This window comes from Streptomyces sp. NPDC004031 (assembly GCF_053604375.1).
The window spans coordinates 98,658-124,141 of sequence record NZ_JBSGHL010000009.1 but is presented as its reverse complement, the minus strand read 5'-3'; the positions used below and the strand labels follow the sequence as shown (position 1 = coordinate 124,141).

Here is a 25,484-nt window from a genome sequence, read left to right as displayed (position 1 = left end):
CGCTGTCGGTGCCCGCGCGTACGGTCCGGGCATGACGGATCACGTGTGGGCGGGTGTACGGGAGCGGGTCGCGGCGGCGGGCGGCGGCCCGGACGGCGGCGAGGTGTTCGGGGCGCGCGGGCACGGGTGGGTCCTGGAGGATCCGCTCACCGAGGACGAGGTCGCCGAGCTGGAGGCCCAGGCGGGGATACGGCTCCCGGCGGACTACCGCTCCTTCCTGCTGCACGTCGGCGCGGGCGGCGCCGGGCCCGCGTACGGCCTCTTCCCCGTCCGGCGCGTCCAGGGCCGCTGGCGCTGGGAGGGGGACGGCGCGGACCTCGCCGACCTGTCGGCGCTCGCCGTGCCCTTCCCGGAGCGGGGCCCGGACCCGGACACCGTCGCCGCCCTGCTCGCCGAACGGCCCGAGGAGGAGGAGTTCGCGGAGATCGAGGACTTCGACGACGCCTACGAGGCGTGGGACGAGCGGTGGGAGGCCGTCATGTTCGCCCCCGGGCGTACCGCGGGCGCCGTCACGATCTGCCACCTGGGCTGCGCCCGCCGCGAGTGGCTGGTGGTCTGCGGGCCGCACCGCGGGACGGTGTGGTCCGACGACCGGGTGGACGACGTGGACCTCGCCCCGCTCCTCGACGGCGCGGGCGCGCCGCTCACCTTCGCCCGCTGGTACACCGACTGGCTGGAGCAGGCGGAAAGCGCGGCGGCCGGCACGGCGGGCGCTGCCTAGAGCGCCAGCTTGAAGCCCTCGTGGCTCGCGGTGAAGCCGAGGGAGGTGTAGAAGCGGTGGGCGTCCGTGCGGGACTTGTTGCTGGTCAGCTGGGCCAGGGCGCAGCCCTGGGCGCGGGCGCGGTCCAGGGTGCGGCGGATGAGGGCGCGGCCGAGGCCGGAGCCGCGCAGGTCGGCGCGGATGCGGACGGCCTCGATGAGGGCGCGCTCGGCGCCGCCCTTGCCGAGGCCGGGGATGCGGGTGAGCTGGAGGCAGCCGATGACGTCGCCGGGGGCGTCCACGAGGACCAGGATCTCGTTGCGCGGGTCGGCCTCGATCGTGGCGAAGGCCCGCTCGTAGGCGTCGGTGACCTCGACGGTCGCCGGGTCGACGACACCGTCCTCCCCGGCGAGGAGGGCGAGGACGGCGGGCAGGTCGCCCCGGGTCGCGGGGCGCAGGGCGGGTTCGTGCGCGGTGTTCGTGGTGCTCATGGGCCCGATCCAACCAGGCCGGGTCCGCGCCCGCGGACCCGGCCCGTACGCCGCTGCCCGTTCAGCCGCGCTCGCCGTCCACCCGGCGGGGGACGCCCAGCGGGTTGCCGTCGCGCAGTTCGGCGGGCAGCAGGGCCTGCGGGGTGTCCTGGTAGGCCACCGGGCGCAGCCAGCGTTCGATCGCGGTGGCGCCGACCGAGGTGGAGGTGGAGGTCGTGGCGGGGTAGGGCCCGCCGTGGTGCTGGGCGGCGGTGACGGCGACGCCGGTCGGCCAGCCGTTGACGAGGACGCGTCCGGCGAGGGCGCTGAGCCGGGTGAGCAGCGCTGCGGCGGCCCCGCCCTGTTCGGCGGCCTCGGCGGTGCCGAGGTGGGCGGTCGCGGTGAGGTTGCCGGGCAGCCGGTCGAGCACGGCGGCCAGCTCGTCCGCGGAGCCGTACCGTACGACGACGGTCAGCGGTCCGAAGCACTCCTCCAGCAGGACGTCGTGGGCGCCCTGCGCGGCGAGTTCGGCGGCGGCGAGGGTCACGAAGCCGGGGCGTACGCCCAGTTCGCCGTCCTCGCCGGGGGCGACGGGCGCGGTCACGGCGGGCAGCGCGGCGCGGGCGGCGGCGCCGGCCAGGAAGTTGGTGCGCATCCGGCCGTCGAGCAGCACCCCGGCCGCGGCCTCGCGGGCGGCGCCGGTGAGGGCGGCCACCAGCCGGTCGCCGTCGTCCCCGGCGGGGGCGAGGACGAGGCCGGGCTTGGTGCAGAACTGGCCGACGCCGAGCGTGAAGGATCCGGCGAGGCCGGTGCCGATCTGCTCGGCGCGTTCGGCGGCGGCGGCCTCGGTGACGACGACCGGGTTGAGGCTGCCGAGTTCGCCGTGGAAGGGGATGGGGCGCGGCCGGGCGGCGGCCGCGTCGTGCAGCGCGCGTCCGCCGGGCACGGAGCCGGTGAAGCCCGCGGCGGCGACGAGCGGGTGGCGGACCAGTTCGACACCGGCGGCGAAGCCGTGCACGAGGACGACGGTGTCGGCGGGCAGTCCGACGGAGACGGCCGCGCCGCGCAGCAGCTCGGCGCACAGCGCGGAGGTCGCGGGGTGGTCGGGGTGGGCCTTGACGACGACGGGGCAGCCCGCGGCGAGCGCGCTCGCGGTGTCGCCGCCGGGCACGGAGAAGGCGAGCGGGAAGTTGCTGGCGGCGTAGACGGCGACGACGCCCAGCGGGACCTTCATCCGGCGCAGGTCGGGCCGCGGGATGGGCTTGGCGTCGGGGTCGGGGGTGTCGATGATCACGTCGAGGTAGGCGCCCTCGTCGACGACGTCCGCGAACGTCCGCAACTGGAAGGCGGTACGGGCGAGTTCGCCGGTGAGGCGGGGTACGCCGAGGGCGGTCTCGGCGTCGGCGGCGGCGATGACGCGCTCGCCCGCCTCCTCCAGCGCCCCGGCGGCGGCACGCAGCAGCCGGGAGCGTACGCTTCGGTCGGCGAGCGCCGGGATCGCGGCGGCGGCGGCGCGTACGGCGGCGTCCACGTCCTCGGCCGTGGCCTCGACGGCGACCTGCTCGCGCTGCTTCCCGCTCCGGGGGTCGACGCTCCAGACTGGTACTGCCACCGGAATAACCTCCACATTTCCGTACCGCACGACACTGCTGCACCAGTACGTTGTTCTCTATACTGAACAGCGTCTTTAGATGTGAACCTGCAAGGGGAGCCTACGTCCGTCGCTCCCGGCCGAACAAGAGGGGTCGAGCGCATGGCTGCTGCCGAGGGAGCCGGTTCCCAGGTCAAGTCCGCGGTCCGCACGGTGGAGCTGCTGGAGTTCTTCGCGGGGCGGCCCGGTATGCACAGCCTCGCCTCCGTGCAGGAGTCGGTCGGCTACCCGAAGTCCAGCCTCTACATGCTGCTGCGCACCCTCGTGGACCTCGGCTGGATCGAGACCGACGCGACGGGCACCCGCTACGGCATCGGCGTGCGCGCGCTGCTGGTCGGCACGTCCTACATCGACGGCGACGAGGTCGTGGCCGCCGCCCGGCCCACCCTGGACCGGCTGTCGGACGACACCAGCGAGACCATCCACATGGCCCGCCTGGACGGCACCAGCGTCGTCTACCTCGCCACCCGCCAGTCCCAGCACTACCTGCGGCCCTTCACCCGGGTCGGCCGCCGGCTGCCCGCGCACTCCACCTCGCTCGGCAAGGCGCTGCTCGCGACGTACACCGACGAGCAGGTACGCGGGCTGCTGCCGGAGACGCTGGAGCCGCTCACCGAGCACACCCACACCGACCGCGAGAAGCTCATCGAGGAGCTCGCGGTCATCCGCGAGCAGGGCTTCGCGGTGGACCGCGAGGAGAACACGCTGGGCCTGCGCTGCTTCGGCATCGCGGTGCCCTACCGCACCCCGGCGCGGGACGCGGTCAGCTGCTCGGTGCCGGTGGCGCGGCTCACGGCGACGCACGAACAGCTGATCAAGGACGCGCTCTTCGACGCGCGTGACCGGCTGCTGCTGGCCACCCGCCGCCTCTGACCTCCCCCGCCGCCCGGGACCGGGCCGAAACCCCGCTCGTCAAGGGTGCCCCCTTCGTGGGAACGCCCCGGATCCCCCGGACACGCCCCCGCCCGGCAGTCGTAGGGTCGTGAACATGGGGATCATGACGAACGGGAACGACAGCAGCGCCGCGGGACGCGACTTCGGGGCGCCCGAGGGGGACGCCGAGACCAGGGAGTGGGTCGCCCGGCGCGCCTCCTCCTTCGGCGCCGTCGCCGCCGACTACGACGAACACCGCCCCGGCTACCCGTCCGAGGCCGTCACCTGGGCCCTCGCGCCCGTGCTGGCCCGGCGCGGCGGCGGCCCGCTGGACGTGCTGGACCTCGCCGCGGGCACCGGCAAGCTGACCCGCGAGGCCCTCGCGCTCGGCCACCGGGTCACCGCGGTGGAGCCGGACGAAGGGATGCTGGGCGCGCTGCGCGAGCGGCTGCCGCGGGCCACGGCGCTGTCCGGCTCGGCGGAGCGGATACCGCTGGCGGACGGTTCGGTGGACGCGGTGGTCGTGGGCCAGGCCATCCACTGGTTCGACCAGGAGCGCGCGCTGCCCGAGATCGCCCGGGTACTGCGGCCCGGCGGGGTGCTGGCGACGCTGTCCAACGCCGACGACGACCGGGTCGGCTGGATCGCGGGCCTCGGCGAGATCTCGCCGAGCCAGGTGTCCTTCCTCGGCTGGACGAAGAGCCCGGGGCGGCGGATAGACCCCCACCCGGCCTTCTCCCCCGCCGAGGACGCCGACTTCACGCATGTGATGGTGCGCACCGCCGAGACGCTGACCGCGACCGCCGCGACGCACTCGCATCTGCTGGTGATGGAACCGGCCCGGCGGGAAGCGGCCACCGCCCGGATCCTGGACTACCTCAGGTCCCGCCCGGAGACGGCCTCCGGCGAGTTCGAGCTGCACCTGGTGACCCGCGTCCAGCGCTGCGAGCGCGTGCCGGTCTGACCGGTCCGGGCTGCCGGAGGCACAGGCCTCCGGCAGCGCCCCGCGCACGCTCCATCACCCCGCGTTCACCAGCGGTTACCGCCGGGAATCGATGATTCCCAACCTCTGCCCAGAGCCTCTTCCCGCTGCTACGCTCTCGCCGCGCCGTGGCGGGGAGGTCCGGGCAGGAAGAGGTGACCGTGGGCACTGCCGTCGACGACGATTCCGCCGCGTTCCACGCGTTCTTCGAACGGCACTACGCCGAACTCTCCCGGCTGGCACACCTGTTGACGGGCGAGGCGGACGCCGCCGACGACCTCGCGGCGGACGCGCTGGTGGCCCTGTGGCGCCGCTGGGACCGGGTCAAGACGACCGAGCACCCGGTGGCGTACGCGCGCGGTGTGGTGGCGAACCTCGCCCGCTCCCGGATCCGCAGCGCGGTGCGCGAGCGGCGCCGGGTGGCCCTCTTCTGGTCGCAGCGGCCCGAACGCACCGACGGGCCCGACCTTCCGGCGGTGCTGGACCTGCGGGAGGCCTTGCAGCGGCTGCCGTTCCGCAAGCGGGCGTGCGTGGTGCTGCGGCACGCGTTCGACCTGTCGGAGCGGGACACCGCCGACGCGCTGGGCATCTCGGTGGGCACCGTCAAGAGCCAGACGTCCCGCGGCATCGCGGAGTTGGAAAGGCTGCTGCAACCCCGGACACCCGAAGCCGGTACGGTGCAGGGGCCGGATCCGGCGGCCGCGAGCGGTCCCGCGGGCCCGGCGCGGATGCCGCGCACCGCACGGCCGGACACCCCGGTCGGCGCGGCGGGCGGCTCCCCGGGCGACATGGGTCCGGGGACACAACTGCTGGGTGCGGCGGGTCATGTGGCTCGTGCTCGTACTCGTACGGGACGGGGACTGTGATGACCGATCTGCCGGAGCGGCTGCGGGAGGCCGCGCACGCCCACCGGCCCGACAGGGAACGCATGCTGGCCCGCGTCGAGCACGCGATGGCCGCCGACGGCACCGGCAACGACGTGCCCGAGTCCGCGGCGCGCGGCCACGACCGGCCGACGGCGGCGCCGTGGATGCGGGTCACCGCGGTGACTGCGGCCGTGGCGGGCGCGATCGGCATCGGCGGCCTCGCGGTGGGCGCCGTCACCGGCACCAGCCAGCCGGGCCACTCCTCGGTGACGTCGGACAGCGCCGACACCGGACGCCCCTCCCCGACCGCCCCGGGCACCACCGGCGGCGGCGAGCACCGGGTGCCCGTCCAGCGGCACCCCACCACGGCCCCGCCGCATCACAAGTCGCCCGGACCGCACAGCACTTCGGGCCACGGCGCGACCGTCCCGCCCCCGCTCCAGGCACCGCCGCCGAGCGTTCCGGGCTCGCCCCCGCACTCCTCCGGCGCGCCCTCGACGGGGGGAACCGGCCTGCCGCAGGGCAGCGGGCCGCTCCAGTCCAACGGTGTGCTCGGGTCGAACAGCGACTCGTACTGGACGGAGAGCGACGTGACGCTGACGTCGCAGAAGCCCATCACCTCGCTGACCGTGGAGCTGCGGATCGCCCGGGTCAACGGCGAGACGTACTCGGCGTCGTGGACCAACGCCACGCAGGTGAGCGTCAAGGTGTCGACCGAGGCGGACGTCATCGTCTACCGCTGGACGCTCGCGGCGGGCCAGACCCTCCCGGCGGACACGTACACCTTCGCCGGGCAGTTCACCCACGACCCCGGGCAGGGCGGTACGGACGGCGACCGCTACACCGCCACCGTCGGCTACGCGTCGGGCGGTCCGGTGACCGTCGGCGGCGGATTCTGACCGCTGCGGGCACCCGGCCGCGGGCGTTTCGGGGGTGTTCGGCACCTGTGGCGGCACTTGCGCGGAGGCGCGGACGGCGCAACCGCGGGGCGGGGAAATCTGCCGGAAATATTTTGCCGATCCACGGCAACCTCCCGCGCCCCGGCGGCGACTTGGGGGTGCACGGCCCAGCACGCTTCCCCCTCAGGAGAAGCTCCGGGGCGCGGCGGTACCCCCATGATCGCCGCTCCCCGGTCATCCCCCGCCCTGCACACGATCAACCCGTGTGCAGGGCGGCGCGGGCCGCCGCCAGATCCGCCTGGCTCGCCAGCCCCGCGTGATAGAGCCGCAGTTGGGTCGCGCCCAGCTCGGCGGCGTGCGCCGCGTCGGCGGCCAGCGTGCCGGGGCTGCCGCCCATGCCGGACACGATCGTGAAGTTGGCGGCCACCACCGTGTCCGTCCCGGCTTCCGCGGCGACGGGCGCGAGCACCGCCGCCCGCCCCGCGGCGCCCGCCGGGCCGCCCGGACAGGGCAGCACGAGGCCGTCCGCCTGGGCCAGGATCCGCGGGACGTCCACCCCGGCGTTGGCGCCGCAGCGGTACGGCACCGGGTCGGCGTGCAGCAGCACCTGGAAGCCGGGCGCTGCGGCGGCCCGTACCGCGGCCACGGCCTGCTCCTGGAGCGAACCGGCGGTCCGGGTACGCCAGTTCAGCGTCAGCTCGGTCCACCGCGGGCCGAGCAGCGCCTCGATCCCGGCGGCGCCGTCCGCCTCCCCGGCCCACACGGGGGCGAGCGCGGCCCGTACGGCGGCGGCGAGTTCGTCCGGGTCGGCGCCGAGTCCGGCGTAACCGGCGCGGCAGGCGGGGCAGAAGCACAGCGACATCAGGTACTGCCCGGCGTCGCCGAGCGGCACCCCGCCGATCTTGTCGTGGGCGTGCAGGTGGGCGAGCCCGTACCAGCCGAGCGACTCCAGCTCGGTGCCCGCGGCGCCGGGGCGTACCGCGGCCTCGGCGGCGAGGTCGAGCAGGTAGCCGCGGACGGCGGGCTGCGCGATGCAGGGCGCCCACGGGTAGCGGTCGCCGTAGGCGTTGACGACGGAGGTGTCCGGGTGCTCGGCGCCCAGCCGGGAGTTGTGCGCGAGCACGACCCAGGTGTGCACCTCCAGGCCCGCCGCGCGCAGCGCCTCGGCGGCGGTCCCCCACGCGTCGCCGGGCGCCCACGCACCGGCCGGGTAGGGCCGCGGTTCGCGGTCCTGCCAGCGGCGTTCGTCGGGCGGGTAGAGCACGGCGGCGTGCTCGGCGGTGACGACCCGGTGCCGCGGGTGGCGCGGGGTGAGCGCGCGGGTGGAGTGGTAGGCGGCGGCGAGGGTCACCTGGGCGACGCCGAGTCCGGCGATGCGCTCGGCGGCGGCGGGGTCGCCGTTGACGTCCCAGGGGTAGACGAAGGCGGAGGCGCGCATGTCAGCGCTCCCCGAGCAGCGCGGTGCCGCGCTCGATGAGTTCGGCCAGTTCCTTGATGTGCGCGGGCGCGGGTTCGCTCAGCGGCGGGCGGACCTCGCCGACGTCCAGGCCGCGCAGCCGCACCCCGGCCTTGACGAGCGAGACGGCGTAGCCGCGGCCCTTGCTGCGCAGGTCGACCAGCGGGCGGTAGAAGCCGTCCACGAGCCTGTCGACGGTGGCGTCGTCGCCGGTGGTGAGGGCGCGGTGGAAGGCCAGCGCGATCTCCGGCGAGAAGGCGAAGACGGCCGAGGAGTAGAGGGTGACGCCGAGGCCGCGGTAGGCCAGGCCGGTGAGTTCTGCGGTGGGCAGGCCGTTGAAGTAGCGGAAGCCGCTTGCGGGCAGTTCGGTGCGCACCGCGCTGATGATGCGCTGCATCAGGTCGAGGTCGCCGTAACCGTCCTTGAGGCCGATGATGTTGGGCACCTTGGCGAGTTCGACGACCGTGCCGGGGGTGAAGACGGCGTTGTCGCGCTGGTAGACGATGACGTCCAGGCTCGTGGCGGCGGCGAGCGCGGTGTAGTGCCGCAGCAGGCCCTCCTGGTCGGGGACGACCAGGTACGGCGGCATGGCCAGCAGCCCGTCGGCGCCGGCGGCTTCGGCGAGGGCGGCGTACTCGGCGGCGAGCGCGGTGCCGTACCCCGCGCCCGCGAGGACCGGGACGCGCCCGCCGGCCGCCTCGACGGCGGCGGCCACGCACGCGCCGAACTCGGCGGGGGTGAGCGCGTGGAACTCGCCCGTGCCGCAGCAGGCGAAGACGGCCGCCGCACCGGCGTCCACCCCCGCGCGAACATGGGCCCGGAAGGCGTCGAGGTCCAGGGCGCCGTCCGGACCGAAGGCCGTCACGGGGAAGAACAGCAGGCCGTCGAGACGCTCGGCGAGTGAGGGTGCGGTCATCTGGTCCCCCTGAAGGTCCGGATCTGTGCGCTCATCTGATTCACGTCCATATTCATGAACGCTGCCACGCTAAGCGAGCATCCGTGCGCGGGTCAAGCCGACGGACGCAGGTCAGAAGGGTCCGGGGCGGCCTGATCGATGTCCATATCCATGAACCAGAGCCACGGATATACTCGCCGGGCGCCGTCCGGGGCCGCCCGCGGCACCCCCGCGGACCGCACCGCACCGCCCCAGACACCGTCCCCGTACCGCCCCCGTACCACCCGCGCACCCCCAGGCCCCAGCGGCCGGTGAGACCGAGGAGAGACCCGCCATGACCGCTCCCCGCACCATTCTGCTCACCGGCGCCGCCGGCGGCCTCGGCACCCTCATGCGCGGCCTGCTCCCCTCCTACGGCTACCAGCTGCGGCTGCTGGACATGCTGCCGGTCGAGGGCGAGCCCGGCGCGATCACCGCCGACCTCGCCGACACCGAGGCGCTGCGCGAGGCCGTCCGCGGGGTGGACGCGATCGTGCACCTGGCGGGCATCTCGCTGGAGTCCACCTTCGACAAGATCCTCAAGGCCAATATCGAGGGCACCTACAACCTCTACGAGGCCGCCAGCGCCGAGGGCGTGCGCCGCGTCGTCTTCGCCTCCAGCAACCACGCGGTCGGCTACACCCCGCGCCCGCAGGGCGACGACCCGCTCATCCCGATCGGCACCCCGCGCCGCCCCGACACCTTCTACGGCCTGTCAAAGTGCTTCGGCGAGGACCTGGCGCAGCTCTACGCCGACCGGCACGGCATCGAGACCGTCTCGATCCGCATCGGCTCGTGCTTCCCCGAACCCGCCACCGTACGGGCCCTGTCGGTGTGGATGAGCCCCGCCGACGGCGCCCGCCTGCTGCACGCCGCCCTGACCGCCGACGTCACCGGCCACACCGTCGTCTACGGCAGCTCCGCCAACACCCGCCTGTGGTGGGACCTCGCCCCCGCCCGCGCCCTCGGCTACGAGCCGCAGGACGACTCCGAGGTCTTCGCCGCGAAGCTGATCGCCGAGCAGGGCGAGCTGGACCCGGACGACCCGGCGCACGCCCACCTGGGCGGCGCCTTCTGCACCGAGCCGCCCATCTGGCCGTACTGAGCCCCCGGCGGGCGTCAGTAGTCGGAGTCCTCGGCGGGCGAGGACACCCCGACGACGCCCGGCATCTCGGACAGCTCCGTCACCAGCAGCGGGACGTCCCCCGTGCCCTCCACCGACAGCGCGACCTCCGCCGCGCCCGCGCCGCCCCGCCCGTCCTCCCGGTCGGCCCACGGCGCCCGGTCGACGCGCACCTCCACGACCCGGAAACCGGCCTGCGTGCACCGCTCCAGGATGCGCGCCAGCACACCGGTGCCGACCTGGTAGGAGATGCGCAAGTCCGTCTGCCCGGGTCCGGCGACCGCCGGGAAGCGCGCGGTGACCAGCGGGAAGACCCGCACCACCAGGAAGTGCGCGGCGGTCGCCGCGACCGCGAGCAGCACCAGGCCGCCACCGCAGGCCATGCCGATGGCGGCGGTCAGCCAGATGGTCGCCGCGGTCGTCAGCCCGCGTACGGCGTCCCGGCGTACGAAGATCAGCCCGCCGCCGATGAAGCCGATCCCGCTGACGACCTGCGCGGCGATCCGCGACGGGTCCAGCACCACGCCGTCGTGGCCCAGCACTGTGCCGAAGCCGTGCTGCGAGACCTCCATGAAGAGCGCGGCCCCGACACCGACCAGGGTGTGCGTGCGCAGCCCCGCGCTCTTCTGCTGGACCGCCCGCTCCAGCCCGATCAGCGTCGAGAGCACGAGCGCCAGCCCCAACTCGCCGAGCTGCCGCACCCCCTGACCGCCGCCCGGATCCCACACAACTGACGCCGCAGGTTGCAAGGTGTGCATCTGACCCACGCTACTCCCCCGCCCCGCGGACCCGGCGGCCCCGTAAACGGGTGTCGCGCGGCGCACGTCCTGGCGATCATGGTGCGGACCCCCGCAGCCGAACGACGAGGAAACACCGTGCCCCTGCCCGTACCCGCCGATCCGACCGTCCTCCACCCGATGCCGGAACAGCCGCGGGTGGTGCTGCTCAAACCGCTGGTGACGTCCCCGCTGATCGAGGTCGGGGAGTTCTCGTACTACGACGACCCGGACGACCCGACCGCGTTCGAGACCCGCAACGTCCTCTACCACTACGGGCCGGAGAAGCTCGTCATCGGCAGGTTCTGCGCGCTCGGCACGGGGGTGCGGTTCATCATGAACGGCGCCAACCACCGGATGGACGGCCCCTCGACCTTCCCCTTCCCCACCATGGGCGGCTCGTGGGCCGAGCACTTCGACCTGCTGACCGGCCTGCCCTCGCGCGGCGACACCGTCGTCGGCAACGACGTCTGGTTCGGCCACGGGGCCACGGTGATGCCCGGGGTGCGCATCGGCCACGGCGCGATCGTCGCGACCGGCGCCGTCGTCACCGCCGACGTCCCCGACTACGGCATCGTCGGCGGCAACCCGGCCCGCCTCCTGCGCACCCGCCACCCGGCGGACGACGTCGCCCGGCTGCTCGCGGTGGCCTGGTGGGACTGGCCCCTCGACCACATCACCGCCCACGTCCGGACGATCATGTCGGGCAGCGTCGCCGAGCTGGAGGCGGCCGCGCCCCGGTAATCGGCGTGCGCCCTCGCCCGGAGCACGGTTACGCTCCGGGGCATGTTCTTCATGCACCAGCTCTACGGCTGACGCGGGGCGGGGCACCGCCCCGGCTCCCCGTCGCACACCCGCATGCGCACGGCCCGCTCCCGGACGACCGGTCGAGGGGCCGGCGCGCGGGCGTGCCGTGCCCATCCGCCGTAGACCTGAAGCGAGTTGATCATCCATGTCCCGTCGCCGCGCCCATGTCGCGATGATCGGTGTCCCCCTCGTCAGCCATGTCCTGCCCAGCCGCGCCGTCATCCGCGAGCTGGTCGCACGCGGCCACCGCGTGACGTATGCCAACGACCCCGCCGTGGCCGACCTGGTCGCCGCCACCGGCGCCGAACCGGTGTCCTGCCCCTCCGTGCTGCCCTTCGCCGACAACAACTGGCCCGAGGACCCCATCGCCGCGGCGGCCCTCTTCCTCGACGACGCGGAGCAGGCGCTGCCCCGGCTGCGCGCCTTCTACGACGCCGACCCGGCGGACCTCTACCTGTACGACATCGGCGCCTACGCCGCGCGCGCCCTCGCCGAGGCGCAGGGGCGGCCGCTGATGCAGCTGTCCCCGACGTTCGTCGGCTGGGACGGCTACGAGCAGGACGTCGCGGTCCACCTGCGGCAACTGCCGGGCGCGACCGCGTACCAGGAGCGGTTCGCCCGCTGGCTCGCGGAGTGCGGCGCGGTCACCACCGACGTGGACGCCTTCTGCGGCCACCCCGCACGGGCGCTCGCACTCATCACCCGCGCGATGCAGCCGCACGCCGACCGGGTCGACACCGGGGCGGTGACCTTCGTCGGCCCGTGCTTCGACCCGGCCGACGACGCCGGCACCTGGACCCGCCCGGCGGGCGCGGCCCGCGTCCTGCTGGTGTCGCTGGGCTCGGCGTTCACCCGGCAGCCGGAGTTCTACCGACGCTGCCTGGCCGCGTACGGCGACCTGCCCGGCTGGCACGTCGTCCTGTCGGTCGGCCGGCACACCGACGTGTCCGCCCTCGGCCCGATCCCGGCGAACACCGAGGTGCACCCGTGGGTCCCGCAGCGGGCCGTCCTGGCGCAGGCGGACGCGTTCGTCACGCACGCGGGCATGGGCGGGTGCAGCGAGGGGCTGCTCGCGGGTGTCCCGATGATCGCCGTACCGCAGGCCGCCGACCAGTTCATGAACGCCGACCGCCTGGCCGAACTGGGCGTCGCCCGCCGCCTCGACACCGCCGACGCGACCGCGCCCGCACTGCGCTCCGCCCTGCTCGCCCTGACCTCCGACCCGGAAGTGGCCCGCCGCAGCAGGGAGTTGCGGGCCGCCGCCGGCGCCGAGGGCGGCACCGCGCGGGCCGCCGACCTGGTGGAGGCCATGCTGAACTGAGCGCCAGGTCACACCCGGTGGGTCCGGGGAAAGCCCGGACCCGTCGGGCAGACTGCGTAGTCGTCCGGGCGGTGTCACGCCCGGGACGGGGAAGCGAAGGACGGGGGTCGGGGGATGTGGCACGGGGTGACGGCGGTGGACGTGCCGGCGCCGGACAGGTTCGACTGGTTCGTGGAGACGATCTCCAACTCCCTCATGCCCTCGGCCTTCTCCGCCCCCGACCCCGCCGCCTTCCACGCCGAGGGCGCGTTCCTGGACCTCGGCGCCGCGCAGCTGTCCCGGTTCGCGTTCTCGCCGCTGCACTCCCGGCGCACCCCCGCGCTGATCCGCCGCGGAGACCCCGAGCAGTACCAACTGGGCCTGGTGACCCGGGGTTCGGCCTGGTACGCGCAGAGCGGCGGTGAGGCAGAGCTGCGTTCCGGGGACATGGTGCTGTGGGACACCTCCCGGCCCTACGAGTCCCGTTCGGGCCTGGACGGCGCGGGCGTCGAGGCGCTCGTCCTCCAGATACCCAAGGCGGACCTGCCGCTGGCCGGCCGCCAGGTCGACCGGCTGCTGGCCCGCCGGGTCGGCGGCGACGCGGGAATGGGCGCGGTCCTCGCGCAGTTCCTGCTCGCCGTCGCCGGGAACGCCCCCGACGTCCGCGCCCAGGACCTGGACCGGCTCGGCGGCATGGCGGTGGAGCTGGCCACCTCGTGCCTGGTCCAGCAGCTCGGCGCCGAGGCCGAACCGCCCGCCGCCACCCGGACCCACGTCCTGCTCCGCCGGATCGACGCCTTCATCGAGCAGAACCTCGCGGACCCGGACCTGACCCCGCGGGTCATCGCCGAGCACCACCACATCTCGCTGCGCGGCCTCTACACCCTCTTCCAGGAGCACGCCCGCGGACCGCGCGGCGAGGGCGTCGCGGCCTCGATCCGCCGCCGCCGGCTGGAGCGCTGCCGCGCCGACCTGGCCCGCCCCCAGCTGCGCCGCCACCCCGTCCACGTCATCGGCGCCCGCTGGGGCTTCGGCAACGCGGCCGCCTTCAGCCGCGCCTTCCGCGCCGCGTACGGCACGACCCCGCAGGCCTACCGCGCGGCGGCGGCGCAGTCCGGCCCACCCCGCGCATGACGGCCCGCCGGGTGGCCGCGCCGTCACCCGCCCCTGCACGCATCGTCAAGGAGCGCTGCACGCGCGGCACACCTGCAAGATCCCCCCGTCCCTAGGCTCGGGACCGACCGGAACCGGGAGCCGGCCATGCGCCAGCCGTGGCGACCACGGCCCCCGGCGAGAAAAAAATGGGGAAGCACGATGAAAAGGAAATCTCTCGGCACATGGGCAGCCTCCGTCGCGGTAACGCTGGGAATCATGGCCGCCACCGTCGTCAGCAGTGCTGGGACCGCGTCCGCCGGGACCAACGGCCAGCAGCTCAGGTTCTACGACAGCGAGCACAAGGTCTACTCGGTGTACGTCGTGGGCCCGGACCAGAACGGCAACACCGTCAGCCACTGCTTCTCGACACCCGCCACTGACAACCACTTCACCGGCTGGTGGTGGAAGGGCCAGGTCCTGCTCTACGTCTACACCGACGCCAACAACTGGTCCTGCAAGAACATGCAGGAGGGCATGGCCTACGCCATCGTCCCCGCCTACCAGTCGGGCAGCGACTGGTACACCGTCTACGACACGGGCTGGTGGGACTGACCCCGTCACCCGCCCCCTGATCCCCGCGCCCCGCTCCCACCCCCGGGACCGGGGCGCGGGCTTTCCGCCACACCGGGCGGGCCCGCCGCGCCGAGGTGCCCCTCAGGCGATACGGCCCGCCTCGACGTCGGCGACGAACGCGGCCCAGGCCGACGCCGTAGCTCCGGTTTCGGGTGAGGTCCGCGAGGACATGCATGAGCCATGCAGCCGTACATCGAGTCCGCCTCGGCCACCGGACTGGACTGGGTGAAGTCGTCCTACTCCGGCAACAACGGCGACTGCGTCGAGGTCGCCGTCCTCCCCGACGGCAGCCGGGCGGTCCGGGACAGCAAGGACCCGCACGGTCCGGCCCTGCTGTTCCCGGCGGAGGCGTTCGCCGGGTTCGTCCGCGCGGCGGCAGGGGGCGGCCTCACGGCGTAGGGAAGGTCGTACCCGGACGGGTGCGGGTAATGGAACCGCAAAGGCCGCTGACGCGTTAGTGCGGGCATGACCGTAATGACCCCCGGCTCGAATGTGCCGCTGTCCGTGCCCCGTGTGACCGTCGAGGTCAGCGCGCCGGTGCGGCTGGACGTCTCGGGCCTGCTGCTCACCGGCGACGGCAAGGTGCGCTCCGACGACGACTTCGTCTTCTACAACCAGCCGCAGGGCGGCCCGGGGGTGACGCACCGCGCGGGCGGGGGCGGCGCGCCCGACGCCATCACCGTGGACACCGGCGCGGTGCCCGCCGGCATCGAGAAGATCGTCGTCACGGCGAGCATCGACGGCGGCGGCGCCTTCGCCGGGACGACGCCGACCGCCACCGTGCGCGGCGCCGACGACGGCGCCGTGATCGCCACCTTCTCCCCCACCGGGCTCGGGCCCGAGACGGCCCTGGTCGTCGTCGAGGTCTACCGCCGGGGCGGCGCCTGGAAGGTGCGCGCCGTGGGGCAGGGGTACGCGAACGGGCTCGCGGGCATCGCCACCGACTTCGGCGTGAGCGTCGAGGAGCCCCCGACGCAGGCACCGCAGGCCTCGCAGGCGCCGCCCGCGGGCCCGGCGGCCACGCATCTGCCGCCCCCGCCGTCCGCTCCCCCGGCGATGCCGCCCGCCCCGCCCGCGCCGCCGGCCGCGCCCGGCCGTATCAACCTCGACAAGGGCCGGGTGAATCTCCGCAAGAACGAGACGGTCTCCCTCGTCAAGGCGGGCAAGCCGCTGCTCTCCTCCGTCCGGATGGGCCTCGGCTGGGAGCCCGCGTACGGCGGCCCGGCGATCGACCTGGACGCGTCGGTCATCGTCTACGGTCCGCAGCGCAACCACCTGGAGACGTGCTACTTCGGGCACAAGAAGGCCCAGAAGGGCGCGATCAAGCACTCCGGCGACAATCTGACGGGCCACGGCTCGGGCGACGACGAGACGATCGTCGTCCACCTCGGCCGTCTCCCGCAGGACGCGACCGGCCTGGTCTTCACCGTCAACTCCTACTCGGGCCAGGCCTTCGACCAGGTCGCCAAGGCGTACTGCCGGCTGCTGGACGACTCCACCGGAGAGGAGCTGGTCCGCTTCGACCTGACCGGCGGCGAGCCGCGCACGGGCGTGCTGATGGCCAAGCTCGTCCGGCAGTATTCGGGCGAGTGGGAGATGACGGCGCTGGGCACCTTCGCGGACGGGCAGACCGCCAGGGCCCTCGTCCAGCCGGGCGCCGCCGCGCTCTGACGGACGCGGGCCCGCGCCCAAGGCTCCGCACCGAAGGGCCCCGCGCCGAACGGCCCGCGCCCAAGCGCTCCGGCGTGCGGCGCGAGGGCGCCCGCGCGTCCCGGCGAGCCCCGCCGAACGCGCACGCGCCCCGGCGCTCCTGACGCGCCGCCACACCTACCGGACGGTCCGATTCCACTTACGGAACTGGACCGTCCGGTTGTGCGCCGGGGCCCGGACACCCCCCGTAGTGTCATGGCCACCTAAATTTTACCGCTGAGCATCTACCCGCATAGACCCCGGGCCGGGACGCTGGTGTGAGTACGCCCCCTCACCCTCAACCCCCCTAGTCACGGGAGCGCTCAGCCATGCCCGCTAACCGCCTCGCCCGCCGCATAGCCGCCACCGCCGCCACCGCCGCGCTCGCCGCGACCGCCCTGCTGGCCGGCAGCGGCAGCGCCTCGGCCGCCCTGCCCACTCCCATCGCCGCCTCCACCGCCCGCAGTTACCTCTCCGGGATGACGGCCACCGCCGAGACGCACGCCTCGACCTACGACCGGGACCTCTTCCCGACCTGGATCACCATCTCGGGCACCTGCGACACCCGCGAGTACGTCCTGAAGCGGGACGGCAGCGGTGTGACGACCGACAGCTCCTGCAAGGCCACGTCCGGCACCTGGACGAGCGTCTACGACGGGGCGACCACGACCAACGCCTCCTCCTTCGACATCGACCACCTCGTGCCGCTGGCCGAGGCCTGGGGCTCCGGCGCCTGGGCCTGGACCACCGCGCAGCGGCAGGCCTTCGCCAACGACGTGACGCGCCCGCAGCTGCTGGCCGTCTCGGCGTCCTCCAACCGCTCCAAGGGCGACCGCGACCCGGCCGAGTGGCTGCCGCAGGCGTCCTTCCAGTGCACGTACGCGCGTGCGTGGGTGCAGGTCAAGCACTACTACGGTCTCACCGTGGACAGCGCCGAGAAGACCAAGCTCAGCTCGATCCTGAACGGCTGCTGACACGGGGCAGACACGTCACGGCCTCCCCGGCGGCGTACCCGGGGCGGCCGTGACACCCCAGGAGCCTCACGGCACGAGCACGACCTTGCCGCGGTTCTCCCGGGCCTCGATCACCGCGTGAGCCCGCGCCGCGTCGGGGAGCGCGAACTCCCCGTGCACGGCGGGCCGCAGCGCGCCCTCCGCGAACAGCCGCCACAACTCCCGCACCCAGCCCGCGTACCGCTCCGGCTGGGTCCTCGCCACGAGCGCGATCTGGAAGCCGATCGCCGACTTGCCGCCCGCCAGCAGGTCGTAGGCCTCGATCGTGCCGCCGCCCGAGCTGTACGCGACGAGCCGCCCGCCGGGCGCGAGCGCGCGCACCGCGGGTTCCAGCAACTCCCCGCCGACCGCGTCGAGTACGGCCTCGTACGGCTCGCCCCAGCTCTCGTCCCCGTAGACCACCACGTCGTCGGCGCCGAGCGAGCGGACGAAAGCGGCCTTCCCCGGGTCGCCCACCGCCCCCACGACGCGCCGCGCGCCCCGCAACCGGGCGAGCTGCACGGCGAGATGGCCGACACCGCTCGCGGCCCCGGTGACCAGCACCGATTCACCCGCCGCGACCCGCCCCGCCTCCAGCACGCCGAGCGCGACGACCCCGCTGCGCACCAGCGCGACCGCGTCCCGCGCGGTGGCGCCGTCCGGGATCCGCACCGCCATCGCGGAGTCGAGCAGCGCCTGGTCGGCGTAGCCGTGCCCGAAGCACAGGCCGGTGACGCGGTCGCCGGGCGCGAACGCGGTCACACCCTCGCCCACCCGGACGACCTCGCCCGCGACCTCGCCGCCCAGCGGGACCGGCGGGCCGCCCGCGCGCACCTTGCGCACGACGGGGAGCGTGACGCCCACCGCCGCGACCTCGACCAGCAGTTCGCCGGGCGCGGGCGCCGGGGCCGGGACCTCCTCCAGGAAGAGCCCGCCGTCCTGCTCGCCGCCGTGTCCGTACCGTATGCGCCGCATGCGCGATCGACCCCCGTGGTGACAGTCGTGTACGACCGTCGTGATGACCGTCGTACGACCTTCGTGACCGGTGAAATCCATTGGATGTCCCAACGGTATCCAGAAAACCGTGGGGATGTCCAACGTTTTCTCGTATGCTGCCGGGCATGACGGAGAACCCGCAGGCCCCCAGCAGCATCCGCGGCCTCCCCAGCTGGCTGCTCGGACGGGCGGCGGCCCGCGGACGGTCACTGGTCGCGGACGCGCTCGCGCAGCACGACACGAAGATGTGGCACCACGTGGTCCTGTCGGCCCTCGCCGACCTCGGCCCGGTCGCCCAGGCCGAACTGGGCCGGGCCGTCGCCCTCGACCCCAAGGACGTGGTCGGCGTCCTCAACGACCTCCAGGCGGCCGGCCTCGTCGTCCGCGCGCCCGACCCGGCCGACCGCCGCAAGAACGCGGTACGCCTCACCTCGGCGGGCGAACAGCGTCTGCGTGCCTGTACGGTGGCCGGCCAGGAGGCCAACGACCGGCTGCTGGAACCCCTTTCACCCGCCGAACGGGCGCAGTTCCTCGACATGCTGCGGCGGGTCAGCGGCGTGGCATGACCCGGCGGCGGGCATGCGAACGGCCGCCCCGGCGGCGAACTCCGGGGCGGCCGTCGGTCGTTCGGCGCGGTCAGCCGCGGGCGCGCTGGCGGCGCCACGGGCCGGTGATCGCGACCATGATGCCGGGGGTCTGGATGTTGGCGAAGAGCGTGCCACCGTCGGGCGAGAAGGTCACCCCGGTGAACTCGCTGAACTCCGGCTCCTCCTCGGTGCCGATGTTCAGCTCGTTGCGGGCCAGCGGGTAGGTCCGGCCGTCGTCGAGGGCGCCGAACAGGTGCTGCACGCCGACGCCGTCCTCGGCGATGATCAGGCCGCCGTACGGCGAGACGGTGATGTTGTCCGGGCCGTCGAACGCCCCGTCCTGCTCCGGCGCGGTGTTCACGCCCAGCAGCACCTTGAGGGTGAGCGTGCGGCGGGCCGGGTCGTAGAACCACACGGCGCCGTCGTGCTGCACCGGGCTCTCCTCGCGCGCGAAGGACGACACGACGTACGTGCCGCCGTCCGCCCACCACATGCCCTCCAGCTTGCGGGCGCGGGTGACCTGGCCCTCGGTGAACTGCTTGCGCACCGAGGTGGTCTTCGCGTCGCGGTCCGGGACGTCCACCCAGTCCACGCCGTAGCGGGTGCCGATCACGGTCGCCCGCGACAGGTCGTCGACGAAGTGACCCTTCGCGTCGAAGCAGCGGAAGGCCTGGAGCACGCCGTCGGTGTCGCCGAGCGTCGCGAGCCGGCCGCGGCCGTGGTGGAAGCCGTGCGGCGGAGTCCAGCGGTAGAGCAGGCCGTTGGGACCGGCGGCGTCCTCGGTGAGATACATGTGGCCGCGCTTGGGATCGACGACGACGGCCTCGTGCGCGTAACGCCCCAGCGCCCGGATCGGCTTGGGGTGACGGTTGGCGTGCCGGTCGTGCGGATCGACCTCGAAGACGTAGCCGTGGTCCTTGGTCATGCCGTTCTGACCGGCCCGGTCCTCGGTCTCCTCGCACGTCAGCCACGTGCCCCACGGGGTCGCGCCGCCCGCGCAGTTGGTGGAGGTGCCGGCGATGCCGACCCACTCGCCGACCGCGTCCGCGTGGCCCTTGCCGCGCCCGCCCTCGTCACCGCGCCAGTGCTGGGGCACCTCCACGACCGTGCAGCCGCCCGCGGCCGCGGGGTCGTACACCAGGTCCGCGGCATGCGGCACGGGATACGGCGCCTTCGCCAGCGGGCCGCCGATCTCGTGGTTGTTGACCAGCAGCGTCGCACCCCGGCTGCCGGCGAAGGCGGCGGTGCCGTCGTGGTTGGACGGCGTCGTCTCGCCGGAGTCCAGCGTCGTCGTCCCCGTACGCGTCACGACGCGGTACGAGAAGCCCGCGGGCAGCGCGAGCAGGCCCGCGGGGTCGGACTTCAGCGGCCCGTACCCCAGCTCGGGCGCGTGCCCGTGATCGTGGCCGTCGTGGCCGTGGTGACCGTCGTGGCCGTGCGCGTCCGACGCGAGCGCGCCGGGAGCGGTGGCCAGTACGTCGACGGCACCCGCCAAGGCGATGCCGGCCCCGGTGAACGCCGAACGCTGAACGAAATCCCTGCGGCTGAGCGGCACGGTGATCCCCTTGTCTCGCCTCCGCGGCACCCGCGCGCCGCGTGCGTCCTCTTGCCTGCGGCCGCCACGGTCCCCGCCGGGGGCCAACCCCGCATGAACGCTGCGCGTACGGTGGGGGTCAGCTTCATGGTGACCCCAAGAATTCGCAAAGCCCGCTTCAAGTCTCCCCCTGCGTGGGGCCAGCACTACCGTGCAGGGCCGTCGCCCGCAGGGCACACCTGCCCTGCTGGGCACCCGCCCTCAGGGCACGCGTACGCCGCGGGCCGAGCCTCCCCCGCCGGGGGCCTCCGCCGCGGGCACGCGCTTTCAGGGCACGGCTGCGCTGCGGGGCGAGCCTTCCCCGCCGGGTCCGCCACGGGCTCCCGTTTCCAGGGCGCAGCTGCGCCGCTGGGCACGCGTTTTCACGGCACGGCTGCGCCGCGGGACGAGCGTTTTTAGGGGCGCGGGGAACTGCGCGACAAGCCCCCACCGGGGCGCGGGTCGGATACCGACCCAAAGGGTCTCTTCGGTCCGATCCGGACCACCGGCCGGTGGGGGCGGGCCGCGCAGTTCCCCGCGCCCCTGATGGTTGCCCGGCGGCGCAGCCTCAGCGACTTCCGACTCCGCGCGGCGGAAAAACGCTCACCCTGCGCGGAAGGGGCGCCGCCCCGCGGGGCGAGGTCGATGGGCCCAGTGCGGCACGCGCAGCGACTTCCGCGTTCGCGCGGCCGAAAAACGCTCACCCCCCGAGGAGGGGGCGGCGTCTCGCGGGGCGAGGTCAGTGGGCCTCGCGCGAGCGGGCCTTGAATGCCGCTTTGCGCGCAGCCTTCGCCGCCCGGCGATCCGGGTGCAGCTGCCCCATCGCCTCCAGGACATCCGCCGCGGCGGGGTGGTCGACGCGCCAGGCCGCGTCGAAGAAGCCGTCGTGCCGGGCGACGAGATCGGCGACCAGCTCCGCGAGCAGCTCGTGGTCGTCGCCCGCGGCGAGCTGCGCGGCCAGCGTGTCGACGGTGAGCCAGTACACCATCTCCGGGTCGGGCGCCGGCACATCCCCCGCACCGCTCTCGGTGAGCCACACGCGGGCGAGCCCGCCGAGCTGGCGGTCGTCGAGGACCTCGCGGAGCGCGGGTTCGGCGCCGGCCCCGACGAGCGTGAGGGTCTGCTGGCACATGAGGCGCCGGGAGGGGCCGCCCTCGTCCGTGCCACGGGCGGCGGCGAGCAGCTCGCGGGCCGCCTCGGCGGGCTTGCGGTCGGCGAGCCAGCCCTCCGCTTCGGCGCGGGCGAGCTGGTCGGGGTAGCTCGCGAGCGCGTCGAGGAGTTCGGAGCCGGAGGCCTCGGCGAGGTCGCCGACGACGGGGGCGGACGCGCCGGCGTCCAGCAGGAGCTGCCGCAGGCCGTAGACGCCGAGCGGGGTGAGCCGGACGAGCCCGTAGCGGGAGATCTCGTCGGGGTCGAGGTCACCGCCGGACTCGGGGATTCCGGGTTCGTCCTCGTCCTCGATGAGGGCGTCGTCGAGCGGCTGGTAGTCGACGAGCCCGGTCGGGGCGAGCAGCCGGAAGTGGTCGTCGAGGCGCAGCATGACCTCGGTGACCTCTTCGAGGACGGCGTCGCTGGGCTGCTCCATCTCGTCGGGCACGACGAGCGACGCGGCGAGGACGGGCAGCGGTACGGCGCCCTGCACGGATTCGGTGCCGTCGTCGAGGGCGGCGAGGGTGTAGAGGTTGGCGAGGGCCGTGTCGAGGAAGTCGGCCTCCTCCTCCGGGTCCCAGTCGGGCCGGTCGGCGGGCGGCTCACCGTCCTCGGCGTCGTAGAGGCTCTCCAGGTCGGGGGCGGCGGCTTCGGCGAGCGCGGACTCGGCGGTCGCGAGCCACGCGTCCAGCACCTCCTGCACCTCACCGGCGGCGACGGCGTCGAAGGACTCGCCCGGCACCGCGCGCCCGGCGGCCTCACCCTGCGGGGTGGACTCCTCGGCCTCCTCCTCGATCTCCAGGGCGAGCAGCCCGGAGTCGACGGCGGCGGCCCACGCCTGCGCGGTCTCACCGAGCACGTCGGAATCCTCCGCGGAGAACCCCAACTCCTCGGCGGCGGCGACGAGATCCGCTTCCAGCAGCTCCCCCATCGCGTCCACCGCCCGCTCGGACCCGGCCCACCGGGCCAGCCGCAGCGCCCGCTCCAGCAGCGGCACGTCCAGCGCCGACCGGGCGAGGTCACCGGCGGGAAGCAGCCGCACCGGCGGCAGGACGAAAGGACTTGCGGACATCGGGACGGCTCCCCTTCGGCGTTCGGCCACATCGTCGGCGGCGACCCGCACCGCCCTGCTCCCCCTCAGCCTAGGGGGTGGGACCGCCCCGGCGGTGCCGCGCCGCAGGTGCGACGCAATCGGAGCCCGTATGTCAGTAGGGCGCCGCACACTGTCCCTGATGTCCTAACGATCACCGTTCCACTCAGAGGAGGCTGGAAATGTTCCGGTTCACGGCACTGCGCCGACTGCGTCATGCCGCACGCAGAGGCGTCCCGGCACCACACGGTACGGCCCCGACATCCGGCGTCCCGCCGGTGATCACCGGTCCTTCCGGTCCCCTGCCCCAGGTCCCATTCAACCGTCGTGTCCTGATGCTGGTGGATGTGGTGGATCAAGCGCATCACCTCGAACTGGCACAGCAGTTGCTGGAGGGACGCGGCTGGCCGGTGCGCCGCGCGGTCGCGGACGAGGGGCTTGCCACGGCGGCCGGGCATGTCGTCCTGATCGTCGAGGCCCGGTTGTATGGGGCAGCGCGCGGCGCGGTGCAGGCGGCGGTGCGGCACGTGGAACGGCTGGCCGCGAGCAACAAGGTCGGGATGTGGGTCCAGCAGGCTGCACCCGTCCGCCAGCCGCACCGGAACCAGCCCGTCTACCGGATCCACCGCAGCCCGACATACGGCAGCACGCGTGTACAACGGCTCACTTCATGGTGGATCCGCTACGGCTTTCCGAAGCTGGAGGGCGTACTGAGCGTGCCCGGACGCGCGATGTCCGCGACGGCCGAAGCGGCGCTGGCCACGCGCACCCTGGGCGACGAGCGGTACAGCCCCGGCACTCACGTCATCCGCGTACCGCTCGGCGGCCGCGGCGTCACGCGCTTCCCCGACGAGACCGCGCGCAGGCACAAAACCGTAAAACAAGGGGTGCTGTTCGGCCTGGCGGCCTTGGCGCTGTTCGTCGCGGGCATGGCCGCCTACGCGGCGCCATCACCGTGGGAGGCGCTGACCCTGCTCCCCGTGTTCGCCCTGGCCGGTCCGCTGGGCAGCGTGATCGTCCCCGAACCACCGGCGCCGCTGCGCCGACCGCGGTCACGGGTCTGGGCGTACGGCCTGGCGGGCAGCCTGCTCGCGTCGGCTATGGGGTTCCTCGTGGAACAGCAGGCGCCGGGGCCGCCCCGGCAGCAGGTGCTCGCCGTCGCGGTGGTCGTCGTGGGCGGCCTCGTCTTCTGGGGTGTGTGGCTGGCGCTGGCGCACTCGTGGTTCAGCCGCAACGCCAACTGGATCCTGCCGCTGAGCCTCGCGCCCGCCGCGCTCGTGCTGCCTTGGTTCGGGCACCTGATGTACGCCGTCTACCTCGACGAGACCTTCGGCATACCGGCCGGCTCGGTGCCGATGGAGATCGGCTCGAATTACGCGGTGGCTCTCAAACCGGTGCTGATCGCCGCGGCCTTCGCCCTGTTCTTCCTGAGCGTCGCCGGATGGGCCCGGCATTTTCACCAGCTCGTCGTCACGCCGCATCTGGTGTGGCTCTTCGTCCCACTGCTCACCGTGGTCTACGTCGGAACGGCACTCCTGGTGGGCCTCCAGCAGGCGGACAGCGCGGCGAACCGGACCGCGGCAGCAGCACGTGCGGGCCACGATCCGGCGCCGTACTTCGGTCTCGACGGCCGCCTGATGTGCGTACGACCGCTCGCCTCCGCGATACCTGTGTGGGACGGCCCCGTCCCCACGGGCCACGCCGTGCTCACCTTCGGGGGCGACGGGGACCGGCTGTGGGCCTGGGACCCTGACCGGGCCCGGTCCTTCAGCGTGCGGATGGAGGATGTCGCGGTCACCGCCCCGCAGGGGCACGGGGCCACCTGCGGGCGGTGATCTCTGTCGTCCTTGCGGGTCAGTTGTGGCTGTGCAGGACCGCGTTCAGGCCGCCCCACGAACCGGTGCGCGGGAGGACCTCGACCTTGCCGGTGGTGGAGTTGCGGCGGAAGAGGAGGTTGTCCGCGCCGGACAGCTCGACGGCCTTGACGATCTCCCCGTCCGGGAGCGTCAGACGGGTGCCGGCGGTGACGTAGAGGCCGGCCTCGACCACGCAGTCGTCGCCGAGCGCGATGCCCAGGCCCGACTCGGCGCCCAGCAGGCAGCGCTCGCCGACCGAGACGATCTGCGTGCCGCCGCCGGACAGGGTGCCCATGATGGACGCGCCGCCGCCGATGTCCGAGCCGTCGCCGATCACGACGCCCTGCGAGATGCGGCCCTCCACCATCGACGAGCCGAGGGTGCCCGCGTTGAAGTTGCAGAAGCCCTCGTGCATCACGGTCGTGCCGGACGCGAGGTGCGCGCCGAGGCGGACCCGGTCGGCGTCGGCGATGCGCACGCCGGACGGGACGACGTAGTCCGTCATCCGCGGGAACTTGTCCACGCCGTACACCGACAGGTGCAGGCCCTCGGTGCGGGCGGCGAGGCGGGCCGCCTCCAGCCGCGGCACCGGGACCGGGCCGATCGACGTCCAGGCGACGTTGGCCAGGACACCGAAGAGCCCTTCGAGATTCTGCTGGTTCGGGCGGACCAGGCGGTGGCTGAGCAGGTGCAGCCGCAGGTACGCGTCGTGCGCGTCGAGGGGCTTGTCGTCCGTGGACGCGATGACGGTACGGACGGCGATCACCTCGACGCCGCGGCGCGGGTCGGGGCCCAGCGCGGCGGGCGCCGCGCTCCCCAGGGCCTCGGCGGCCTCGTCCGCGGTCAGCCGCGTGGTGCCCGCGGGGCCCGGCTCCGCGGTGAGCTGCGGGGCGGGGTACCAGGTGTCGAGCACGGTGCCGTCGTCGGCGACGGTGGCGAGGCCGGCGCTGATGGCGCCGGTGGCGCGGAAGTCATTCATACCCCGAC

The 25,484-nt window shown here is 74.1% G+C and carries 23 protein-coding genes and 1 pseudogene; 15 read left to right on the top strand and 9 right to left on the bottom strand.

What is annotated here, in order from left to right; genetic code table 11:
* Positions 1-31 precede the first annotated feature (31 nt).
* Positions 32-721: an SMI1/KNR4 family protein gene (locus ACWERV_RS08125; protein WP_452930238.1), complete on the top strand. Its 690-nt coding sequence runs from the start codon at positions 32-34 to the stop codon at positions 719-721.
* Here ACWERV_RS08125 and ACWERV_RS08120 read toward each other — a convergent pair.
* Both ACWERV_RS08120 and ACWERV_RS08115 read right to left on the bottom strand, forming a co-directional pair.
* Positions 718-1,191 (bottom strand): GNAT family N-acetyltransferase, encoded by a 474-nt coding sequence (locus ACWERV_RS08120; protein ID WP_452930235.1) that lies wholly within the window; start codon positions 1,189-1,191, stop codon positions 718-720. The genes ACWERV_RS08125 and ACWERV_RS08120 overlap by 4 nt on opposite strands.
* 61 nt (positions 1,192-1,252) lie before the next feature.
* On the bottom strand, positions 1,253-2,782 hold the full coding sequence (locus ACWERV_RS08115) for an aldehyde dehydrogenase (NADP(+)) (RefSeq protein ID WP_452930232.1): 1,530 nt from the start codon (positions 2,780-2,782) through the stop codon (positions 1,253-1,255).
* A gap of 141 nt (positions 2,783-2,923) precedes the next feature.
* Between ACWERV_RS08115 and ACWERV_RS08110 the strand changes: the two genes are divergently transcribed.
* The 4 genes and pseudogenes from ACWERV_RS08110 to ACWERV_RS08095 all read left to right on the top strand — a co-directional run bounded on the left by ACWERV_RS08110 (position 2,924) and on the right by ACWERV_RS08095 (position 6,441).
* Positions 2,924-3,694 carry an IclR family transcriptional regulator gene (locus ACWERV_RS08110; RefSeq protein ID WP_398187509.1) on the top strand — a complete coding sequence of 257 codons (771 nt, stop codon included), beginning with the start codon at positions 2,924-2,926 and terminating at the stop codon, positions 3,692-3,694.
* 124 nt (positions 3,695-3,818) lie between these two features.
* Positions 3,819-4,658, top strand: a complete 840-nt coding sequence (locus tag ACWERV_RS08105) for a class I SAM-dependent methyltransferase (RefSeq protein WP_452930229.1) — start codon at positions 3,819-3,821, stop codon at positions 4,656-4,658.
* 179 nt (positions 4,659-4,837) lie between these two features.
* Positions 4,838-5,335 (top strand): annotated as a pseudogene (locus tag ACWERV_RS08100) (SigE family RNA polymerase sigma factor); the annotation flags it as partial.
* A gap of 206 nt (positions 5,336-5,541) precedes the next feature.
* On the top strand, positions 5,542-6,441 hold the full coding sequence (locus tag ACWERV_RS08095; RefSeq protein ID WP_452930226.1) for a hypothetical protein: 900 nt from the start codon (positions 5,542-5,544) through the stop codon (positions 6,439-6,441).
* A 256-nt stretch (positions 6,442-6,697) separates the two neighbouring features.
* Here ACWERV_RS08095 and ACWERV_RS08090 read toward each other — a convergent pair whose 3' ends face one another.
* Both ACWERV_RS08090 and ACWERV_RS08085 read right to left on the bottom strand, forming a co-directional pair.
* Positions 6,698-7,879, bottom strand: a complete 1,182-nt coding sequence (locus ACWERV_RS08090; RefSeq protein WP_452930223.1) for a hypothetical protein — start codon at positions 7,877-7,879, stop codon at positions 6,698-6,700.
* Between the two features lies 1 nt (position 7,880).
* A complete protein-coding gene (locus ACWERV_RS08085; RefSeq protein ID WP_452930220.1) occupies positions 7,881-8,813 on the bottom strand; it encodes a 5-dehydro-4-deoxyglucarate dehydratase in 933 nt (310 codons plus the stop codon).
* 313 nt (positions 8,814-9,126) lie between these two features.
* Here ACWERV_RS08085 and ACWERV_RS08080 point away from each other — a divergent pair, with 313 nt between their 5' ends.
* A complete protein-coding gene (locus ACWERV_RS08080; protein WP_452930218.1) occupies positions 9,127-9,936 on the top strand; it encodes an NAD-dependent epimerase/dehydratase family protein in 810 nt (269 codons plus the stop codon).
* A gap of 14 nt (positions 9,937-9,950) precedes the next feature.
* Here ACWERV_RS08080 and ACWERV_RS08075 read toward each other — a convergent pair whose 3' ends face one another.
* The gene (locus ACWERV_RS08075) at positions 9,951-10,712 is read right to left on the bottom strand and encodes an MgtC/SapB family protein (protein ID WP_398187492.1); all 762 of its coding nucleotides are present in this window, start codon (positions 10,710-10,712) and stop codon (positions 9,951-9,953) included.
* 123 nt (positions 10,713-10,835) lie between these two features.
* On the opposite strand from ACWERV_RS08075, the gene ACWERV_RS08070 reads away from it, so the two are divergent.
* From ACWERV_RS08070 to ACWERV_RS08040, 7 genes are all read left to right on the top strand, one after another.
* Positions 10,836-11,474, top strand: a complete 639-nt coding sequence (locus tag ACWERV_RS08070) for a CatB-related O-acetyltransferase (protein ID WP_398187662.1) — start codon at positions 10,836-10,838, stop codon at positions 11,472-11,474.
* Positions 11,475-11,682: 208 nt separating this feature from the next.
* On the top strand, positions 11,683-12,858 hold the full coding sequence (locus ACWERV_RS08065) for a macrolide family glycosyltransferase (RefSeq protein WP_452930215.1): 1,176 nt from the start codon (positions 11,683-11,685) through the stop codon (positions 12,856-12,858).
* Between the two features lie 135 nt (positions 12,859-12,993).
* Positions 12,994-13,971, top strand: coding sequence for a cupin domain-containing protein (locus ACWERV_RS08060; protein ID WP_452930212.1), 978 nt, complete (start codon positions 12,994-12,996; stop codon positions 13,969-13,971).
* Between the two features lie 237 nt (positions 13,972-14,208).
* Positions 14,209-14,544 (top strand): hypothetical protein, encoded by a 336-nt coding sequence (locus tag ACWERV_RS08055; protein WP_452930210.1) that lies wholly within the window; start codon positions 14,209-14,211, stop codon positions 14,542-14,544.
* A 201-nt stretch (positions 14,545-14,745) separates the two neighbouring features.
* Positions 14,746-14,964: a DUF397 domain-containing protein gene (locus ACWERV_RS08050; RefSeq protein WP_452930207.1), complete on the top strand. Its 219-nt coding sequence runs from the start codon at positions 14,746-14,748 to the stop codon at positions 14,962-14,964.
* A 75-nt stretch (positions 14,965-15,039) separates the two neighbouring features.
* Positions 15,040-16,236, top strand: coding sequence for a TerD family protein (locus tag ACWERV_RS08045; RefSeq protein ID WP_452930347.1), 1,197 nt, complete (start codon positions 15,040-15,042; stop codon positions 16,234-16,236).
* 347 nt (positions 16,237-16,583) lie between these two features.
* Complete coding sequence (locus ACWERV_RS08040; protein WP_398187477.1) at positions 16,584-17,228, top strand: HNH endonuclease family protein; 645 nt, start codon at positions 16,584-16,586, stop codon at positions 17,226-17,228.
* Positions 17,229-17,294: 66 nt separating this feature from the next.
* Here ACWERV_RS08040 and ACWERV_RS08035 read toward each other — a convergent pair whose 3' ends face one another.
* Entirely contained in the window at positions 17,295-18,221 is a 927-nt protein-coding gene (locus ACWERV_RS08035) for a quinone oxidoreductase family protein (RefSeq protein WP_452930204.1), read from the bottom strand.
* Positions 18,222-18,367: 146 nt separating this feature from the next.
* Between ACWERV_RS08035 and ACWERV_RS08030 the strand changes: the two genes are divergently transcribed.
* A complete protein-coding gene (locus tag ACWERV_RS08030; protein ID WP_452930201.1) occupies positions 18,368-18,808 on the top strand; it encodes a MarR family winged helix-turn-helix transcriptional regulator in 441 nt (146 codons plus the stop codon).
* A 70-nt stretch (positions 18,809-18,878) separates the two neighbouring features.
* Here ACWERV_RS08030 and ACWERV_RS08025 read toward each other — a convergent pair whose 3' ends face one another.
* Together ACWERV_RS08025 and ACWERV_RS08020 are read right to left on the bottom strand one after the other, a co-directional pair.
* Positions 18,879-20,384 (bottom strand): alkaline phosphatase PhoX, encoded by a 1,506-nt coding sequence (locus tag ACWERV_RS08025; protein WP_452930198.1) that lies wholly within the window; start codon positions 20,382-20,384, stop codon positions 18,879-18,881.
* Between the two features lie 757 nt (positions 20,385-21,141).
* A complete protein-coding gene (locus ACWERV_RS08020) occupies positions 21,142-22,623 on the bottom strand; it encodes a hypothetical protein (RefSeq protein WP_452930195.1) in 1,482 nt (493 codons plus the stop codon).
* 368 nt (positions 22,624-22,991) lie between these two features.
* Here ACWERV_RS08020 and ACWERV_RS08015 point away from each other — a divergent pair, with 368 nt between their 5' ends.
* Positions 22,992-24,476 (top strand): hypothetical protein, encoded by a 1,485-nt coding sequence (locus tag ACWERV_RS08015; protein WP_452930192.1) that lies wholly within the window; start codon positions 22,992-22,994, stop codon positions 24,474-24,476.
* 19 nt (positions 24,477-24,495) lie between these two features.
* Here ACWERV_RS08015 and dapD read toward each other — a convergent pair whose 3' ends face one another.
* Entirely contained in the window at positions 24,496-25,476 is a 981-nt protein-coding gene (gene dapD / locus ACWERV_RS08010) for a 2,3,4,5-tetrahydropyridine-2,6-dicarboxylate N-succinyltransferase (RefSeq protein WP_398187462.1), read from the bottom strand.
* Positions 25,477-25,484: the final 8 nt, after the last annotated feature.